The sequence below is a fragment of the Pseudomonas sp. S3_C06 genome (assembly GCF_054667675.1).
The window spans coordinates 5528701-5545343 of the sequence record NZ_CP162747.1; the positions used below are offsets into that span (position 1 = coordinate 5528701).

Below are 16643 nucleotides of genomic sequence, written 5' to 3' on the forward strand. Positions count from 1 at the left end.
GGAAATGGCGGCAGGTGAAGACCTGTCGCCGTCATTTTCGGAATCGGGACAAGGGGATTGATGGATGGCGGCTGACGACACCCAACTGCTTGCGCGCCTGCTGGCAGGTGAACAACAGGCTTTCAAGGAACTGGTGACGACGTATCAGAGCGCCATGCGCGCCGTGGCGTATGCCATTGTCGGCCAGCGCCACGTTGAAGAAGTGGTGCAGGACGCTTGGCTATCGGTGGTGCGCCATATTGCCAGTTTCGAAGGTCGCTCCAGTCTCAAGACCTGGCTGTTGACCATCACCGCCAACTCGGCGAAAAGTCGCTATAAACAAAATCGCCGGGAAGTGTTGATGGATGATTTGCCATCGCCCCATGGCACGATCGACGACGACCGCTTTTCTCCCGGTGATGGCCATTGGCTAGTCGCCCCCTTCGCCTGGCACCAGGACACACCGGAAGCGCTGCTGACCGAGAGCGAATTGCGCGAATGTCTGGAGCACACCCTGTTGAATCTGTCGGAACTGCAAAGCAGTGTTTTGCTGCTGCGTGAGCGTCAGGGGCTGGAGCTTGAAGAGATCTGTAATCTTCTGGAGATCTCGCTCTCCAATGTCCGTGTGCTGCTGCATCGTGCGCGGCTGAAAGTCTTCGCGACCGTGGAGCATTTTGAGGAGACCGGAGAATGCTGACCTGTAAGGAACAAGTGGCGCGCTCCAGCGACTATCTCGATGACCAATTGAGCTTTGGTGAAAAGTGGATGGTGCGTCATCACCTGATGTTTTGCCCGAACTGCCGGCGTTTCATTCGCCAGATGCGTTTGATGCAAGCCACCTTGAAGGCAATGCCGGAGAAACCGGAAGAAGGCGTCGATGCCTTGGCTGAACGCCTGGCCGAGCAACGACGAAAAGATAATCCCCTGTAGGAGCTGTCGAGTGAAACGAGGCTGCGATCTTTTGATCTTTTTAAGATCAAGATCAAAAGATCGCAGCCTTCGGCAGCTCCTACAGGGGATTTTCGCATCCTGCAGAAATAGCCCGGCGCGAGCGAAACCAACGGATGATGGGGGTCGTCCCGCCCGCACCGGGCTAAAGGGTGAAGCGTTTTAGAACTTGGCTTCGGCGTCCAGCTGCAAGGTGTTGGCGTCAGCGTCACGCTGGGTACGGCTGGCGAAGTCGGCCTTGGTCAGGAAGTACGTAGCGCCAATGGCGAAGTTCTTGTCGATGTCGTAACCGACCTTGAACTTGTGACCACGGGAACCGGTGGTGCCGTTGGCAAAGTCGGAGTCGGTGAAGGCGCCGACCACGGCGTTGCGCTGCACGTCACGATAGTTGTAATCGAGGTTCAGGCCGAAGACTTTCGACTTGGCACCCAACAGCCACGCGGTGTCCTGATCGGTCACGGCGTCGTTGTTCTTCACGTACTGACCGTAGAACGACAGTGGCATCGGCAGACCGCCAATGTCGACCTGGCTGAACCCTTCATACAGACGGAATTCGTTGTTGGCCGAGTTGCCGTTGACTGCCAGCGCACACGGTGTGGAAGTGCCGGTGCAGCGGCTGTCTTCGTCGTTCTGATAGGCGTAGACGCTGCCGCCCAAGGTGACTTTCAGGTTGTCGGTGATGTTGAAGCGGCTACCCAACTGGCCAGCGGTCAGACGCAGGTCGTGACGGAATTGCACGCCATCGCCGTCGACGTTGTCCTTGAGGTTGTAGTTACCCAGGCTGCCGAACAGTTCGGCGCTGCTGCCCAATGGATACTTGTAGGTCACGGCCAGACCTTCCGGGTTGATGTCGCTATCCCAGATCACGTCGCCCATGCTGACCCACGGCTGCAGCATCTTGCCGCCGATGATGTGCAGGTTCTTGATCTGATCCGGGTGGTAGTCGATGTAGCCCAGGTCGAGCCAGATCTGCTTCTTGTCGAAGTAGTTGTCCTGATCCTGGTTGGTGGAACGGGCATCGTCGCCGCCGCCGGTGGCGATACGGATGCCGGTGTCGACCTGCGGGTTGATCTCGGTGTAGGCACCCAGACGGGCACGAATACGCTGACGATCCTTGTCGCGGCCGCCGTTGTTCGGCTCGCCGTCGATCTTGATGGTTTCCTGACGAATACGCACGTCACCCTTGAACTGGGTCTTCGCGGCCCAAGCCAGTTTCTGGTCGAAAGCGCTTTGCTCGTTGCTCTTCTTCGCGACAGCCGCGACTTGTTCGTTGGTCTCTTGCTGCGCCTGCTGCGCGATTTGCTGGGCCTTCTGATCCTTGGCCAGTTCAGTTTGCAGTTCGATGTACTGCGCCTGGGAAATGGAACCGTTAGCCTTGAGCATGTCGAGCAGTTTGGCGTCGACTGCGGCACTGGCCGGAACACTCATGGCCAGCAACAGGCCGCCACACAGGGCCGCCGCAGTTTTCGTGGAAGCAAGACGCATAGCAATCTCCGAAGATGAGAGGGATGGCTGAACCATCCCGGGCACAACCGACGATCTGGACGTCGGAAAACAGTGTCCGGGTAGAACCCGGCGCTCTAAAAACAGGCGCCAGTATCGCGATGGTTTATGACAGAGCAGTGGCACAGTGATGGCAGGATGATGACGATATCGATTAACCCTGAACTATTGATCCAGAGCGCTGTCGGCCGATTGCGGGTGTGCAATGCCGCGCAATCGGCGATACTCGCCGGGCGCTGAAGTCCTGTTGTGGAGAGCTTGTTGATGCCGTTGCAACGCCTGCAAAACCTGTCGGAAATTGCCCCGGCAAGCTGGGATGCACTGGTGCCTGAAAGCCAGCCGTTTCTGCGCCACGCTTTTCTCAGTGCACTGGAGGACAGTGGTAGCGTTGGCCCCCACACTGGCTGGCAACCTGAGCATTTGCTGCACATCGAAGATGATCGACTGATCGCCGCGTTACCCAGTTATCGCAAGTGGCATTCCTACGGCGAGTACGTGTTCGATCACGGCTGGGCCGATGCCTGCGCCCGTGCCAGCATCGATTACTACCCCAAGCTTTTGACGGCTGTGCCGTTCAGTCCGGTCAGCGGCCCGCGTCTGTTGGCGGCCAATGTCGAAGACGGTTTCGAACTGCTCAAGAGCCTGCCCGGCTATCTGGAGATCGAAGGGCTTTCCAGCGCGCACATCAATTTCACCGACGCTTTCACTGATGCGGCGATGGCCGAACAACCGGGCTGGCTGCAACGCATCGGCTGTCAGTATCACTGGCAGAATCGCGGGTATCGTGACTTCCAGGATTTCCTCGACGTGCTCAGTTCGCGCAAGCGCAAACAGATGCGCAAGGAGCGCGAGCAGGTGGCGGGGCAGGGCTGTGAGTTTGAATGGCTGGAGGGGCGCGAGCTGGACGAGGCGCAGTGGGATTTTGTCTACGCCTGCTACGCCAACACCTACGCGGTGCGGCGCCAGACGCCGTATCTGACGCGGGAGTTTTTCAGCCTGCTGGCCGAGCGCATGCCCGAGGCAATTCGCGTGGTGTTGGCCAAACAGGGCTCACGGCCGGTGGCAATGGCGTTCAGTCTGGTCGGTGGCGACAGTTTCTACGGCCGCTATTGGGGATGTCTGGCGGAGTTTGATCGACTGCACTTCGAGACCTGTTTTTATCAGGGCATGGATTACGCGATTGCGCAGGGTTATCAGCGTTTCGATGCTGGCGCCCAGGGCGAGCACAAGCTGATTCGCGGGTTCGAACCGGTGATCACCCACTCTTGGCATTACCTGCGGCATCCGGGTCTGAAAGCAGCAGTGAAAGATTTCCTGCAACAGGAACGCGCCGGCATCCTCGCGTATGCGGAAGAAGCCAAAACAGCCTTGCCCTACCGCCAAGCCTAGATCCCCTGTAGGAGCTGCCGAAGGCTCGGGCCGCGATCGGACGATCTTTTGATCTTGCTTTTTTGAACATCAAGATCAAAAGATCGCAGCCTTCGGCAGCTCCTACAAGGGGATCTCAGGCACCCCTCAGGTTTCTTCTTTGCCCAGCCAGCGATAGATCCCGCCACCCACCACCGCGCCAATCAGCGGCGCGACCCAGAACATCCACAACTGCGCAATCGCCCAGCCGCCGACCATCAGCGCCGGCCCGGTGCTGCGTGCCGGGTTCACCGAGGTGTTGGTGACCGGAATCGAGATCAGGTGGATCAACGTCAGGCCCAGGCCGATGGCGATCGGCGCCAGCCCGGGTGGTGCGCGTTTATCGGTGGCGCCGAGGATGATGATCACAAACATCGCGGTCATCACGAGCTCAGTGACAAATCCCGCTGCCATCGAGTACTTGCCCGGTGAATGCTCACCATAGCCGTTGGACGCCAGGCCGGCGGCGATATCGAAACCCTCTTTGCCGCTGGCGATGTGGGCGATCAGCGCCGCCGCGAGAATCGCACCGAGCACTTGGGCAATGATGTAAGCGGGCAACTCCTTGGCCGGAAACCGACCGCCAACGAACAGACCGACCGAGACGGCCGGGTTGAGATGACAGCCGCTGATGTGGCCGATGGCAAACGCCATGGTCAGCACCGTCAAACCGAACGCCAGGGCCACCCCCAGCACCCCGATTCCCAGCGGTGAAGACGCGGCGATCACTGCGCTGCCGCAACCACCCAATACCAACCAGAACGTACCCAACAACTCAGTGACTGAACGTTTGAACAGAGACATGAGAGGCGTCCTTGATAGCCCTGCTATCGAGACTGCATCGAGTTGTGCATCCTTGCAGACTTACGACAGGCTCCATTCCGGAACCTTGGCTGAGTACAGCAGGGTTTTAACGGATTTCCAGCGGCCACAAAAAAACCGCCAGCGCCCGTGGTTGGCGGGCTGTGGCGGTTTTATCCAGTCGGGACTGCGCAAATCCCCTGTGGGAGCGAGCCTGCTCGCGAAAGCGGTGTATCCGTCAACATCAATGGGACTGACAGACTGCTTTCGCGAGCAGGCTCGCTCCCACAGGATTTGCGTCGGGCAGAACTGTCAGTCGATGCCGACAAACCCTCCAGTCTGGTGCGCCCAAAGCCGTGCATACAGACCGCGATGAGCCAACAGTTCAGCATGGGTGCCGCTCTCGGCAATCTTGCCGTTCTCCAGCACTACCAGCCGATCCATACGGGCAATGGTCGAGAGACGGTGCGCAATCGCGATCACGGTTTTGCCCTGCATCAGGGTTTCCAGGCTTTCCTGAATCGCCGCCTCGACTTCCGAATCCAGCGCCGAGGTCGCTTCGTCCATGATCAAAATCGGCGCGTCCTTGAGCAGCACCCGCGCAATCGCAATGCGCTGACGCTGACCACCGGACAATTTCACTCCACGCTCACCGACATGGGCATCGAAACCCGTGCGACCTTCAGCGTCCGACAGCAGCGGAATGAACTCATCCGCGCGAGCCTTGTGCACCGCGTCCCACAGCTCTGCATCAGTCGCATCCGGTTTGCCGTACAACAAATTGTCGCGGATCGAACGGTGCAGCAGCGAGGTGTCCTGTGTGATCATGCCGATCCGCGCGCGCAGGCTTTCCTGACCGACTTCGGCGATGTTCTGGCCGTCGATCATAATCCGTCCGCCTTCGACGTCGTACAGGCGCAGCAGCAGGTTGACCAGCGTTGATTTGCCGGCGCCGGACGGCCCGATCAAGCCGATTTTCTCGCCCGGTTTGATGTTCAGATTGAGGTCGCCGATGATCCCGCGCTTCTTGCCGTAGTGAAAATCCACGTGCTCGAAACGCACTTCGCCACGGGCCACGTCCAGCGGTTTGGCCTGCTCGTGATCGGTGACGCTGACCGGTTGCGAAATGGTGCGCAGACCGTCCTGGACCATGCCGATGTTCTCGAAAATGCCGGTGACTACCCACATGATCCAGCCGGACATGTTGACGATGCGGATCACCAGGCCGGTCGCCAGGGCAATCGCGCCAACGGTAATCAACGACTGTGTCCACAGCCACAAGGCCAACGCAGTAGTGCCGACGATCAGCAAGCCGTTCATGGCGGTAATTACCACGTCCATGCTGGTGACGACGCGGCCGGCCATCCGCGCTTTGACGGTCTGTTCTTCGATGGCTTCCTTGGCGTAGTGCTGTTCGAAGTTGGTGTGGGCGAACAGCTTCAGCGTGGCGATGTTGGTGTAGCCATCGACGATGCGCCCCATCAGTTTTGAACGCGCATCGGAGGCTTCCACCGAGCGGTCTTTCACCCGAGGTACGAAATAATAGAGCGCGCCGATGTAGGCAACGATCCACGTCAGCAGCGGGATCATCAGGCGCCAGTCGGCCTCGGCGAACAACACCAGCGAGCTGATCGCGTAGATCACCACGTGCCACAGCGCGTCCACTGCCTGCACTGCCGAGTCACGCAGCGAGTTGCCGGTCTGCATGATTCGCTGGGCGATGCGCCCGGCAAAGTCGTTCTGGAAGAAATTCAGGCTCTGTTTGAGCACGTAGCTGTGGTTCTGCCAGCGGATCATGCTGGTCATACCGGGGCTTAACGTCTGGTGCACCAGCAAGTCGTGCAGGCCGAAGAAGATCGGTCGCAGCACGAGGGCAACCACCAGCATCCACGTCAGTTCGAGGGCATGGTCGCTGAAGAAATTCGGGTTCGGTGTGCCTTGGGCCAGGTCGATGATGCGGCTCAGGTAACTGAACAGTGCCACTTCGATCAATGCGGCGAACAGGCCAACGACGAGCAGGGCGGCGAAACTTGGCCAGACCTGCTTGAGGTAATAGGTATAGAAGGGGAGAACGCGGTCCGGCGGAGACGCCGTCGGGGCTTCACGGAATATGTCGATCAGTTGTTCGAAACGGCGATAGAGCATCAGATAACCGCCCGGAGTACGGGCTCTCCTTTTATCGGTGTGAGCGGCGTGAGGTTGAACTCACGCCGCTCGATACGCCCTGTACAGCTTAGTCGATGACTTTGGCCGACTTGATGAATACAGGGTCGGCAGGTACGTCTTTCATGCCGCTTTTGGTGGTGGTCGGCGAGTTGACGATGATGTCGACCACGTCCATGCCTTTGACCACTTTGCCGAATACAGCGTAGCCGTCGCCTTGGTCGAGGAAGTCGTTGTCCTTGACGTTGATGAAGAACTGGCTGGTCGCCGAATCAGGTACGGAGGTGCGAGCCATGGACAAGGTGCCACGAACGTTAGCCAAACCGTTTTTGTGCTCGTTCTTGATCGGCGCCTTGGTTTCTTTTTGCTGCATCTGTTGAGTGAAACCGCCGCCCTGAACCATAAAGCCCGGGATCACGCGGTGGAAAATCGTGTTGTTGTAGAAGCCGCTGTTCACGTAATCCAGAAAGTTCTTGGTACTGATCGGCGCCTTGACCGGGTCCAGCTCAATTTCGATCTGGCCGTTGGTGGTTTCCAGCAGCACGTGCGGTGCTTTGGCCGGCGTGGCAGCCATCAGGTTGGCGGCAAACAGCACAGTACCAGCGGCGAGGGCGAGTTTTTTCAGCATGGGTCAGTGATCCTGAGATTGAATTTCGGCTGCGGCGAGGAACTCCAGCAGCGTTTGATTGAAGCGTTCGGGTTGATCGAGCGGGGTGGCGTGGCGCGAATCGGTAATCACCACCAGCCGCGCATTCGGCAGCAGTTTTACATAGGTTTCTTTCAACACCACCGGTGTGTAGTCACGGTCGGCGCTAATGACGAGCGTTGGACAGGTCACTCGGGAAAGTCGTTCCTGAACGCCCCAGCCAACAATCGCATCGAAGCTGGCGAGATAAGCACGTTTGTCGTTTTTTGCCCAGCGCTCAGCCATTTTCTGCCGCAGATCGGCCTGTTCCGGTTTCGGAAAAAGTTTGCCGCCAAGGGCTTTGCCGATGGTCGCGAGGCTGAGTACGCGCATCAGGCTCCAGCGTTTGAACCACTGCCAGTAATCGTCGCGGCTGCGGATTTTGACTTCGGGGGCGCTGTTGACGATGGTCAGACTCTTGAGCAGATGAGGCTGATCGACGCCGAACTGGAAGCCGATCATGCCACCCATCGACAGCCCGACGTAATGCACCGGGCCGAGGTTCAAGTGCTCGATAAGCGCGAGCACATCGGCGCTGAAACCGGCGATGCTGTACCTCTCGCGCGGCTTGTCCGAGCGACCGTGGCCGCGAATATCCGGGACGATCACGCGGTAGTGCGCGGCCAGTGCCGGGATCTGCATTTCCCAGTCCAGTGTGCTCGAGCCGAGCCCGTGAACCAGCAGCAACGGCGTGCCGTGGCCATATTCCTCGTAGTGCAGGTTGCAACCATCGTGCTCGAAATACGCCATCGGTGAACTCCGTGTCAGGCTTGTTCAGGGGCGGCGAACGGTGCGTCCAGCGGCAAGGTGTCGAAGGTGCGCAGCAGTTCGATGAGGATTTGCGTGGCCGGGCCCAAGGGTTTGTCCTTGTTCGAATACAGATAGAAGCTCGAGTTGCGGTTGCCACCCCTGTCCAACGGTAACAGCTTGAGCGAACCATCTTTCAGTTCACGCTCGATCATATGCCGTGGCAGCCAGGCAAAACCAAGTCCGCTGCTGACGAACGTGGCGGCCGTGGCGAGGCTGCCGACGGTCCAGCGCTGTTCGGCGCCGAGCCAGCCGACATCACGCGGCTGCTGGCGGCCGGAGTCGCGAATCACCACTTGCATCTGGGTTTCCAGATCCTGAAAGCTCAATTCGCGATTGAGCCGATGCAGCGGGTGATCGGGATGAGCAACGGCGACGAACTCGACGTCGCTCAGTTCCGCACCAAGGTAACCGGGAATGCTCAGGCCGGTGATGGCCAGATCAGCCACGCCTTCGAGCAGCACTTCCTCGACCCCCGACAATACCTCCTCACGCAGACGCACGCGGCAGCCGCGACTCTGCGGCATGAACGCGGTCAACGCGCGGACGATGCGCGCACTCGGGTAAGCAGCGTCGACCACCAGACGGACTTCAGCTTCCCAGCCTTGCTCCATGTGGTGGGCGAGGTCTTCCAGTTGACTGGCCTGTTTCACCAGTTGCCGCGAACGGCGCAGCAACACGCCACCGGCTTCGGTGAGCACGGCTTTGCGCCCGTCGATGCGCAGCAACGGCACGCCGAGCTGGTCCTGCATGCGGGCGACGGTGTAACTCACCGACGATTGCGAACGGTGCAAGGCCTCGGCGGCCTGGGCGAATCCGCCGTGGTCGACCACGGCCTGCAATGTTCGCCATTGATCAAGGGTCACGCGGGGCGCTTTCATCAATAGCTCCTCTTGTCCTAAGCTGGCCGTCCCTCATGGAGACTGCCGAATGAAAAAATTCTGTTGTGTGCTGCTGGCGCTGCTTCCGCTGACTGCTTTCGCGTACCCGATCGATGTGCAGAAAGAACTCAACGGCATGAAGATCGATTACGAGACCTTCGACACCGATAACGACATCGGTTCGATTCGGGTGGCCAACTATGGTGATGTCGATGCGACGTGCAAAGCGGTGTTCAGCAACGGCCCGGAAGCACCACGCACGCGCACAATCGATGTACCGGCCGGCAAACATAAAAACGCCACGGCCAAGTTCACCCGCGAGATCATCAAGCTGCGCATCAAACTGACCTGCGCGCCGAAATAACAGTCGACCCCTTGTAGGAGTGAGCCTGCTCGCGATAGCGGTGTCCCAGATAAATCAATATCGCCTGACACGCCGCTATCGCGAGCAGGCTCACTCCTACAGGAGCATGGTTCAGCATCTAAACGAATTATTCGATGCTTTGCAGCAATTATTTGCGCTTTTTCATCGATTCGACTCTGTTTAACCTTCACTCCATCGACCTACAACATTCTCGGATGGAGGCTACACACCATGTCCCGCGTTCTGATCATCGAAAGCAGCGCCCGCCAGCAAGACTCGGTATCCCGTCAACTGACCCAGACCTTCATCAGTCAGTGGAAAGCGGCGCATCCGGCCGATCAGATCACCGTGCGTGACCTCGCCGTGAACCCGGTGCCACACCTGGACATCAATCTGTTGGGCGGCTGGATGAAACCTGCCGAGCAACGCAACGCCAACGAGCAAGCTTCGCTGGACCGTTCCAACGAACTGACTGATGAATTGCTTGCTGCCGACGTGCTGGTGATGGCCGCGCCGATGTACAACTTCGCCATCCCGAGCACCCTCAAGGCCTGGCTCGACCACGTGCTGCGTGCCGGCGTGACCTTCAAGTACACCGAAACCGGCCCGCAAGGCCTGCTCAGCGGCAAACGTGCCTACGTGCTCACCGCTCGCGGCGGCATCTACGCCGGCGGCCCGGCGGATCATCAGGAACCGTACCTGCGTCAGGTCATGGGTTTCATCGGCATCAACGACGTGACGTTCATTCACGCGGAAGGCATGAACCTCGGTGGCGACTTCCAGGAGAAGGGCTTGAATCAGGCCAACGCCAAGCTGTCCCAGGTCGCTTGACAGGTTAATCCCCAGATAATCGCCGATTGTTTAAGTGACCTGGCGCAACCCCTTCAAGGCTCTACGCGCATCGAACCTCCCTTTGCACTTGTTGCTCCTGAGTGCTGTAGCCCGATTGAACGCATTAGCGAGATCGGGCTTTTTTTTGCCTGTATTTTTTGAACGACGCAAAACTCCTGGTGGGAGCGAGCCTGCTCGCGAAAGCGGTGTATCAGACAAGTATCTGCCGTCTGACACTCTGCCTTCGCGAGCAGGCTCGCTCCCACAAGGGAAATTTGTATTTCCGGCTATTCGCAGTGAGACCAGAAAACCGCTATCGTCGCCGCCATTCGATTTCGAGGCGAGCATGGGCTATCTACTTTTTGTCACGCTGATTCAGGCGTTTTCCTTCAGTCTGATCGGTGAATACTTGGCCGGTCATGTCGACAGCTACTTCGCGGTGCTGGTGCGTGTGGTGCTGGCCGGGCTGGTGTTCATTCCATTGACCCGCTGGCGCTCGGTCGAACCTTCATTCATGCGCGGCATGCTGGTGATCGGCGCGCTGCAGTTCGGTGTGACCTATGTCTGTCTGTACCTGAGTTTCCGTGTGCTGACGGTACCGGAAGTGTTGCTGTTCACCATCCTCACGCCGTTGCACGTGACCCTGATCGAAGACGCGCTGAATCGGCGCTTCAATCCGTGGGCGCTGATCGCCGCGCTGGTCGCGGTGGGCGGGGCGGCGGTGATTCGTTTCGACAGCATCAATCCGGATTTCTTCATGGGCTTCTTGCTGCTGCAACTGGCCAACTTCACCTACGCGGCAGGGCAGGTGATGTACAAGCATCTGGTGGCGAAACACCCGAGCGATCTGCCGCACTATCGGCGTTTCGGCTTCTTCTACCTCGGCGCGCTGGCGGTGGTGCTGCCGGCATTCCTGATGTTCGGCAAAGCCAACTTCCTCCCGGAAGCGCCGCTGCAGTGGGGCGTGTTGCTGTTCCTCGGCCTGGTCTCGACCGCGTTGGGCATGTACTGGTGGAACAAGGGCGCGTGCATGGTCAACGGTGGCACGCTGGCGGTGATGAACAACCTGCATGTGCCGGTGGGGCTGCTGCTGAATTTGCTGATCTGGAATCAGCATGAGGAACTGGGGCGGTTGTTCCTTGGCGGCAGCGTCATCCTCGCTGCCGTATGGATCAGCCAACTGGGCATCCGTAAATCCCCAGCCACCGCATAACCCCTGTAGGAGTGAGCCTGCTCGCGATAGCGGTGTATCAGTCAATATGGATTTGTCTGACACACCGCTATCGTCGGAACGCCGCCCGGAGCAGGCTCACTCCTACAGTTTTGATCGGTGGGGTTACATGAGGTGTTTCTGCGGCTCGGGAATGCTGGCCGCGCCGAGTACCGCCGGCAGCAACCCGGAACGCAAATCCCCACCACTCGGCTGTTGATACAGGCTCAGCCCAAACTCCGGCAGCACTGCCAGCAGATAATCAAAAATATCCCCCTGAATCCGCTCGTAATCAGCCCACGCCGTGGTGCTAGTGAAACAGTAGATTTCCAGCGGAATCCCCTGCGCGGTGGTTTGCATCTGCCGGACCATACAGGTCATGTTTGGCTGAATCTCCGGATGACTTTTCAGATAGGCCAACGCATAGGCGCGGAACGTACCGATATTGGTCATGCGCCGGCGGTTGGCCGACATCGCCGCGACATTGCCCTGTGCCTCGTTCCACGCTTTGAGTTCGGCTTTCTTGCGGCTCATGTAATCGGTGAGCAAGTGCACCTGCGAGAGCTTTTCCTCTTCGTCGTCGCGGATGAAACGCACGCCGCTGGCATCGATGAACAGGCTGCGCTTGATCCGCCGCCCGCCGGATTGCTGCATGCCGCGCCAGTTTCTGAACGACTCGGACATCAGGCGCCAGGTCGGGATCGAGACGATGGTCTTGTCGAAATTCTGCACCTTGACCGTGTGCAGAGTGATGTCGACCACATCACCGTCGGCACCGACTTGTGGCATTTCGATCCAGTCACCGACGCGCAACATGTCGTTGCTGGTCAACTGCACGCTGGCGACGAATGAGAGCAGCGTGTCCTTGTAGACCAACAGAATCACCGCCGACATCGCACCCAGACCGGACAGCAGCAACAGCGGCGAACGGTCGATCAGCGTTGCGACGATGATGATCGCGCCGAACACGTACAAGACCATTTTCGCCAGTTGCACGTAGCCCTTGATCGAGCGCGTGCGTGCATGTTCGGTGCGTGCGTAGATGTCGAGCAGAGCATTGAGCAGGGCGCTGACCGAGAGCAGCAGGAACAGAATGGTGAACGACAACGCCACGTTCCCGAGAAAGGTCATCGCGGTTTTGCTCAGTTCCGGCACCAGATGCAGACCGAACTGGATCACCAGCGACGGCGTCATCTGCGCCAGGCGCTGAAACACCTTGTTGTGGCGAAAATCATTGATCCAGTGCAGCGCCGGCTGGCGGCCAAGCATGCGGCTGGCGTGCAAGATCAGGTAACGCGCCACTCGTCCGAGTACTAGCGCGATGACCAACAGCAGCATCAGCGCCAGGCCGGCTTGCAGAAATGGATGCTGTTCCAGGGTGCCCCAGAGGTCCTGGGCTTTGAGCCAGAGCTGTTTGAAATCCATATGAGTAACGATTCTTCTGTAGGAAGCGATGGGCGATTAGAGCATTTAAGACGCCGTGTATTACCGTTGGAGACAAATCGAGCAACAAAAAAGCCACTGATTACGTCCGTTTGTATAAAGAAACTCGGCCTGAGCGCTCGAAACCGGTAACCTATGCAGCTGTTTTTTTGCATATCTTCGAGGTAGCACCCGTGTTTTCCCAATTCGCCCTGCACGAACGCCTGCTTAAAGCTGTGGCCGAGCTGAAATTTGTCGAGCCAACGCCTGTGCAAGCCGCGGCCATTCCGCTGGCGCTCCAAGGGCGTGATCTGCGGGTGACGGCGCAAACCGGTAGCGGCAAAACCGCCGCTTTCGTTCTGCCAATCCTCAATCGCCTGATCGGCCCGGCCAAGGTTCGCGTCAGCATCAAGACGCTGATCCTGCTGCCGACCCGTGAACTGGCCCAGCAGACCCTGAAGGAAGTTGAACGCTTTTCGCAGTTCACCTTCATCAAGTCCGGCCTGATCACCGGCGGTGAAGACTTCAAGGTCCAGGCCGCGATGCTGCGCAAAGTGCCGGACATCCTCATCGGCACCCCGGGCCGGATGATCGAGCAACTCAACGCCGGCAATCTCGACCTCAAAGAAGTCGAAGTGCTGGTGCTCGACGAAGCCGACCGCATGCTCGACATGGGTTTCGCCGAAGACGTGCAGCGTCTGGTCGACGAATGTCCGAACCGTCAGCAGACCATGCTGTTCTCCGCCACCACCGGCGGTTCCGGCCTGCGCGACATGATCGGCAAGGTGCTGAACAACCCAGAGCACTTGCAGCTCAACGCGGTCAGCCAGCTGAACTCGACCACCCGTCAGCAAATCATCACCGCCGACCACAATCAGCACAAAGAGCAGATTGTGAACTGGCTGCTGGCCAACGAGACCTACCAGAAGGCCATCGTCTTCACCAACACCCGCGCCATGGCCGACCGCATCTACGGTCGCCTCGTGGCTCAGGAATACAAAGCGTTCGTGCTGCACGGCGAGAAAGACCAGAAGGATCGCAAACTGGCGATCGACCGTCTGAAGCAGGGCGGCGTGAAGATCCTCGTGGCCACCGACGTTGCGGCCCGTGGTCTGGACGTTGATGGTCTGGATCTGGTGATCAACTTCGACATGCCACGCAGCGGCGACGAATATGTGCACCGTATCGGTCGTACCGGTCGTGCCGGTAACGACGGTCTGGCGATCTCGCTGATCTGCCACGGCGACTGGAACCTGATGTCGAGCATCGAGCGCTACCTCAAGCAGAGCTTCGAGCGCCGCACCATCAAGGAAGTCAAAGGCACCTACGGCGGGCCGAAAAAGGTCAAGGCCTCGGGCAAAGCTGTTGGCGTGAAGAAGAAAAAGACCGACGCCAAGGGCGACAAGAAGAAAACCGCCGCCAAGACGCCGACCAAGCGCAAGAGCGCCAACCGTCCGAAGCCGGATTCGTTGGTGAGCAGCGACGGCATGGCCCCGCTGAAGCGCCGCAAGCCAGCAGAACCTGCGGCTGAGTAAGTTTCAGGCGCGCATAAAAAACCCGGACAATGTCCGGGTTTTTTTTCGTCCATCAGTTGCCGAGCTGGCCACTGGTGTCGGCGTCAAAGCGCCGCTTGGCTTGATCCGCTGCCGGTTTCAGTGCGGCGAGCAGTGTTGCTTCGCTGTACAACTGCGTGGTCGCCAGTTCTTTCGGTGTTGGCTCGATCGGGATCAGCACGTCTTCACCGTCGGCATGCAGCCAGATCGCGACAACGTGCAGGGCCGAGACAAACAGCACGCGCAACTCAACGGTCTTGCCTTGGAGTTGCGGCGCTTGTTCTGCCAGTTTCAGCGCACCCACCGTAGCAGCGGCGTGATCGCCGTGGTTCAACGAGGCGAACTCGACGTGACCGCGCACTTCAGCCAATTGCGCATCGGCAATCGTCACGCCGTCGGCAAATACCAGGTAATGCCAGTCGCCGAGGCGAGCCTCCTTCAGGCCTTTGCCATGGCTCAGGTCCTCCAGGTTCAACGAGTAGCCGCGATAGGCTTCGCTGAGACTGATTTTTGCAGGTGCCGTGTTGGCGAACTGGCGATTGGCGCCAAAGCCCTGGGTTTGCAGCGCGGCTTGCAGCGCCGGGCGCAAAGTCTGAACGCCGTTGGAAGGCGCCTTTGGATAAGTCAGTTGCATGATGTCGCCCTCCTAGTTTTTTACCGTGAAGTAGGTGTGAGTCCAATTGCCGCCGCCGTTGTAGGCGCGGGGGAATGCGTTCAGTGCGCGGGTCGAATAACCGTAGATCGAGTCTGCGACCAACACGTAATCGCCGTTGGTACCGTAAATCGTCAGGAAATGCGCACCACCACCGTACCAGGCGCAACGCAAGCCTACGGGGCGGCCCATGCTGATCTGGTTCTGGATGGCCGACATCTGCAGCGAACCCTGATTCATGCCGTTGTAGCTACGGGTGGTTTGCAGCGCCGAATCCAGATAGCCGTAGACGTTGCACGGCCCCGGCTGATTGCAGCAGTTGCGATCGAGCTGGGTGCTGGCGACGCCGCACTGCGTCCAGTTGCCGGTGCCGTAATAGTTGCCGACCGAGGCGGAAACGGCGGCCCAGCACCAGTTGGTCTGGGTCTGTTTCTGCATGTTGAAGTTGAGGCTGCCGGCGGCGAGGGCGCTGAGCTGTTCAGCGGCTTCGGCTTCGGCTTCGGCTTCGGCGAGTTGCGGGTCGAGCAGGTGACCGGCTAGGCACCTTGGCAGTGATTCGCCGGTGAATTGTGTTGCTGCTGTGGTTAACATTTTTCAATCCTCCATGAGTGAAAACAAGCGTCCAGCTTGTGTGGGTGTAGCGGTGTTGCCGAGCGATCGGTGCTTAACGGTTGCCATCGTCTGTGGCCGGTTCCGATCTCCTTGCTCGAGGTAACCCTAGCCATGGATATGCGTTAGCGCAAATAAATAAATGCATTAATGCATTTTTAGTGGCAAAAGATCGCAGCCTTCGGCAGCTCTACAGGGTTTTGTGTAGGAGCTGCCGCAGGCTGCGATCTTTTGATCTTGCTGTTAGCCCTCGGTCTTCTTCTCGGCAGAATTCAGTTCTTTCAACCGCTGATCAATCAACTGGCATTTATCCGGCAGATCCGCACTGGCCGTACCCAGATCCATCTTCTGCAATTCGGCATTGATCTCTTTGGCCTTGGCCGGATTCTGCTCGGTCAGCTTCGAGACTTCCGTGGCCAATTGTTCGCGCTTTGCGGTGGCTTCTTCAGGCGTGCAGGCCCAGACGGGCAGGGCACAGGTGAGGGTGGCGGCGAGGGTGAGTTTGATCAGGGTTTTCATGGGGGCAGGCCTCAGTTCCGGTTAAGGCGGGTTAATCGGTTGAGGGTTCAAAGACGTGAAAAGTTCAGTGCTGCTCGCTTGCAGCCCCGATCGGATTATGCGAACAACAGGTAGCGATCTTCGCCAAAATTACATATTTATGAGCGCAGCCCGCGAGCTAGAGCGGTTGCGAGAATAGTGGCGTAGCGGCTTATTGACGCCAGAATGATGGCGATCTAACATCGGGCTGTCACATTGATATCAATGTGTGTTTTCGAGGGATCGAACAGAAGTTTCGCAGCCTGTCTGCGATTGTTTAGCAATGCTTTG

Annotated in this window: 17 protein-coding genes; 7 read left to right on the forward strand and 10 right to left on the reverse strand. The window is 58.6% G+C overall.

All coding sequences use genetic code 11. The features are described 5' to 3' along the window. The first annotated feature begins 64 nt into the window (after positions 1 to 64). Complete coding sequence (locus AB4N44_RS24650) at positions 65 to 676, forward strand: RNA polymerase sigma factor (RefSeq protein ID WP_127926234.1); 612 nt, start codon at positions 65 to 67, stop codon at positions 674 to 676. After that, on the forward strand, positions 670 to 909 hold the full coding sequence (locus tag AB4N44_RS24655; RefSeq protein ID WP_095119072.1) for an anti-sigma factor family protein: 240 nt from the start codon (positions 670 to 672) through the stop codon (positions 907 to 909). Before AB4N44_RS24650 ends, AB4N44_RS24655 begins: the two co-directional genes overlap by 7 nt. Positions 910 to 1089: 180 nt before the next feature. Here AB4N44_RS24655 and AB4N44_RS24660 read toward each other — a convergent pair whose 3' ends face one another. Then, positions 1090 to 2412 (reverse strand): putative porin, encoded by a 1323-nt coding sequence (locus AB4N44_RS24660; protein WP_460107113.1) that lies wholly within the window; start codon positions 2410 to 2412, stop codon positions 1090 to 1092. Between the two features lie 282 nt (positions 2413 to 2694). On the opposite strand from AB4N44_RS24660, the gene AB4N44_RS24665 reads away from it, so the two are divergent. Then, the gene (locus AB4N44_RS24665) at positions 2695 to 3819 is read left to right on the forward strand and encodes a GNAT family N-acetyltransferase (protein ID WP_460107111.1); all 1125 of its coding nucleotides are present in this window, start codon (positions 2695 to 2697) and stop codon (positions 3817 to 3819) included. A 126-nt stretch (positions 3820 to 3945) separates the two neighbouring features. Here AB4N44_RS24665 and aqpZ read toward each other — a convergent pair whose 3' ends face one another. The 5 genes from aqpZ to AB4N44_RS24690 all read right to left on the reverse strand — a co-directional run bounded on the left by aqpZ (position 3946) and on the right by AB4N44_RS24690 (position 9174). Then, entirely contained in the window at positions 3946 to 4641 is a 696-nt protein-coding gene (aqpZ, locus tag AB4N44_RS24670; protein ID WP_127926238.1) for an aquaporin Z, read from the reverse strand. A 309-nt stretch (positions 4642 to 4950) separates the two neighbouring features. Beyond that, positions 4951 to 6783, reverse strand: coding sequence for an ABC transporter ATP-binding protein (locus tag AB4N44_RS24675; protein ID WP_038358471.1), 1833 nt, complete (start codon positions 6781 to 6783; stop codon positions 4951 to 4953). An 88-nt stretch (positions 6784 to 6871) separates the two neighbouring features. Further along, the gene (locus AB4N44_RS24680) at positions 6872 to 7429 is read right to left on the reverse strand and encodes a peptidylprolyl isomerase (protein ID WP_150773800.1); all 558 of its coding nucleotides are present in this window, start codon (positions 7427 to 7429) and stop codon (positions 6872 to 6874) included. A 3-nt stretch (positions 7430 to 7432) separates the two neighbouring features. Then, positions 7433 to 8236 carry an alpha/beta fold hydrolase gene (locus tag AB4N44_RS24685; RefSeq protein ID WP_460107109.1) on the reverse strand — a complete coding sequence of 268 codons (804 nt, stop codon included), beginning with the start codon at positions 8234 to 8236 and terminating at the stop codon, positions 7433 to 7435. A 14-nt stretch (positions 8237 to 8250) separates the two neighbouring features. Continuing rightward, positions 8251 to 9174, reverse strand: a complete 924-nt coding sequence (locus AB4N44_RS24690) for a LysR family transcriptional regulator (RefSeq protein WP_007914443.1) — start codon at positions 9172 to 9174, stop codon at positions 8251 to 8253. 49 nt (positions 9175 to 9223) lie between these two features. On the opposite strand from AB4N44_RS24690, the gene AB4N44_RS24695 reads away from it, so the two are divergent. The 3 genes from AB4N44_RS24695 to AB4N44_RS24705 all read left to right on the forward strand — a co-directional run bounded on the left by AB4N44_RS24695 (position 9224) and on the right by AB4N44_RS24705 (position 11582). Then, positions 9224 to 9538: a 3-phosphoglycerate kinase gene (locus tag AB4N44_RS24695; RefSeq protein WP_460107107.1), complete on the forward strand. Its 315-nt coding sequence runs from the start codon at positions 9224 to 9226 to the stop codon at positions 9536 to 9538. Positions 9539 to 9769: 231 nt separating this feature from the next. After that, complete coding sequence (locus AB4N44_RS24700; RefSeq protein WP_150749298.1) at positions 9770 to 10369, forward strand: FMN-dependent NADH-azoreductase; 600 nt, start codon at positions 9770 to 9772, stop codon at positions 10367 to 10369. Between the two features lie 346 nt (positions 10370 to 10715). Then, positions 10716 to 11582 (forward strand): carboxylate/amino acid/amine transporter, encoded by an 867-nt coding sequence (locus AB4N44_RS24705; protein WP_460107105.1) that lies wholly within the window; start codon positions 10716 to 10718, stop codon positions 11580 to 11582. A 123-nt stretch (positions 11583 to 11705) separates the two neighbouring features. On the opposite strand, the gene AB4N44_RS24710 is transcribed toward AB4N44_RS24705, so the two are convergent. Continuing rightward, entirely contained in the window at positions 11706 to 13004 is a 1299-nt protein-coding gene (locus tag AB4N44_RS24710; protein WP_150749297.1) for a mechanosensitive ion channel family protein, read from the reverse strand. A gap of 191 nt (positions 13005 to 13195) precedes the next feature. On the opposite strand from AB4N44_RS24710, the gene AB4N44_RS24715 reads away from it, so the two are divergent. Beyond that, entirely contained in the window at positions 13196 to 14536 is a 1341-nt protein-coding gene (locus tag AB4N44_RS24715; protein ID WP_007914470.1) for a DEAD/DEAH box helicase, read from the forward strand. A 52-nt stretch (positions 14537 to 14588) separates the two neighbouring features. Here the strand turns inward: AB4N44_RS24715 and AB4N44_RS24720 are convergent, their stop codons facing one another. The 3 genes from AB4N44_RS24720 to AB4N44_RS24730 all read right to left on the reverse strand — a co-directional run bounded on the left by AB4N44_RS24720 (position 14589) and on the right by AB4N44_RS24730 (position 16334). Then, positions 14589 to 15188, reverse strand: a complete 600-nt coding sequence (locus AB4N44_RS24720; protein WP_127926243.1) for a hypothetical protein — start codon at positions 15186 to 15188, stop codon at positions 14589 to 14591. 12 nt (positions 15189 to 15200) lie between these two features. Next, positions 15201 to 15797 (reverse strand): papain-like cysteine protease family protein, encoded by a 597-nt coding sequence (locus AB4N44_RS24725; RefSeq protein ID WP_460107102.1) that lies wholly within the window; start codon positions 15795 to 15797, stop codon positions 15201 to 15203. 261 nt (positions 15798 to 16058) lie between these two features. Next, positions 16059 to 16334: a hypothetical protein gene (locus AB4N44_RS24730; protein ID WP_460107100.1), complete on the reverse strand. Its 276-nt coding sequence runs from the start codon at positions 16332 to 16334 to the stop codon at positions 16059 to 16061. Positions 16335 to 16643 lie beyond the last annotated feature (309 nt).